This window comes from Rhizobium sp. BK176 (assembly GCF_024808055.1).
In genome coordinates this window covers 1-1,009 of the sequence record NZ_JANUBV010000077.1, presented here as the reverse complement: position 1 = coordinate 1,009, position 1,009 = coordinate 1, and the positions used below count along the sequence as shown (strand labels likewise).

The 1,009-nt window shown below is 69.7% G+C and carries 1 protein-coding gene; it reads right to left on the bottom strand.

What is annotated here, in order from left to right; translation table 11 throughout:
• Nucleotides 1–1,009, bottom strand: a 1,009-nt coding sequence (locus FHT76_RS41255) for a cadherin-like domain-containing protein (RefSeq protein ID WP_259186901.1), incomplete at both ends; no start/stop codon positions are given.

Sequence of the window (1,009 nt, the reverse complement as noted above, 5' to 3'; positions counted from 1 at the left end):
CCGAACAGACGGTCGTTGCCGGCCTCGCCATGGATCAGGTCGTCGCCGTCGCCGCCGAAGACGGTGTCGTCGCCGGACCCGGCAAACACCACGTCGCGGCCCTCGCGGGCATGGACGAAGTCGTCGCCAGCCTTCAGCGAGATGATGTCGTCATCGGGCGTGCCGAGCAGCCGGTCGTCACCGTCGGTGCCGGCAATCTCGTGCGGCCCCCCCTTCAGGAGCGACAGGCTCGACTGCGTGACGATGCTGCCCTTGCCGTCGCTCACCTGGTAGGTGAAGGTCACCGGGCCGCTCACCCCGCGCGCCGGCGTATAGAGCCAGACGCCGTCGCCATAGGCGGTGATCGCCCCGCTCGAGGCCGTCAGGTTGCGCACGCTCAGCTCATCGCCGTCCGGATCGTAGGTCTTGGCCAGGAGATCGTCGAGGAAGATCAGCATCGACAGGTTGACAAGGCCGTTGGCCAGAACGTTGCGGCCGAGCGACACCGGCAGCCGGTTGGCGCGGGTCTCGTCATCGTCGTCGTCGCTGCCATCGCCGCCATGCTGGCCAGGGCCGCCCGGCAGTGGTCCCCCGCCATGACCGTTGCCATCACCGTCGCGACCATCGCCGGGACCGCGGCCACGACCATGGCCGCCGCCGCCGCCGTGGCGGGCCCGACCAGGATTGGGGAAGTGGAAGTTCTCGCCGTTGATGCCGATGCGGCCGTCATTGTCGTTGGCGTTGAAGGCCCGCATCACCGTGTCGGCAAGGTTCGGATTGCGCGGCAGCGGCAGGTCCTCGAAGCTCAGCCGCACCGAGGCGACATGGCGCTTGCGGATGACGCCCGAGGTGCTCGCCATCAGCTCGTCGGTCATGTCGCGCAGGAAGGCGGCGACATCGTCGATCGCCGCCAGATTGGTGGCCTCGGGACCGGGCGGCTCCACCGGCTCCGGGCCGGCCGCCTTCTGCTCATGCGCCGGCTCGGGCTTGTCCTTGCCGCTGCCGAGCACGGCGCCGAGCACCCCGAACA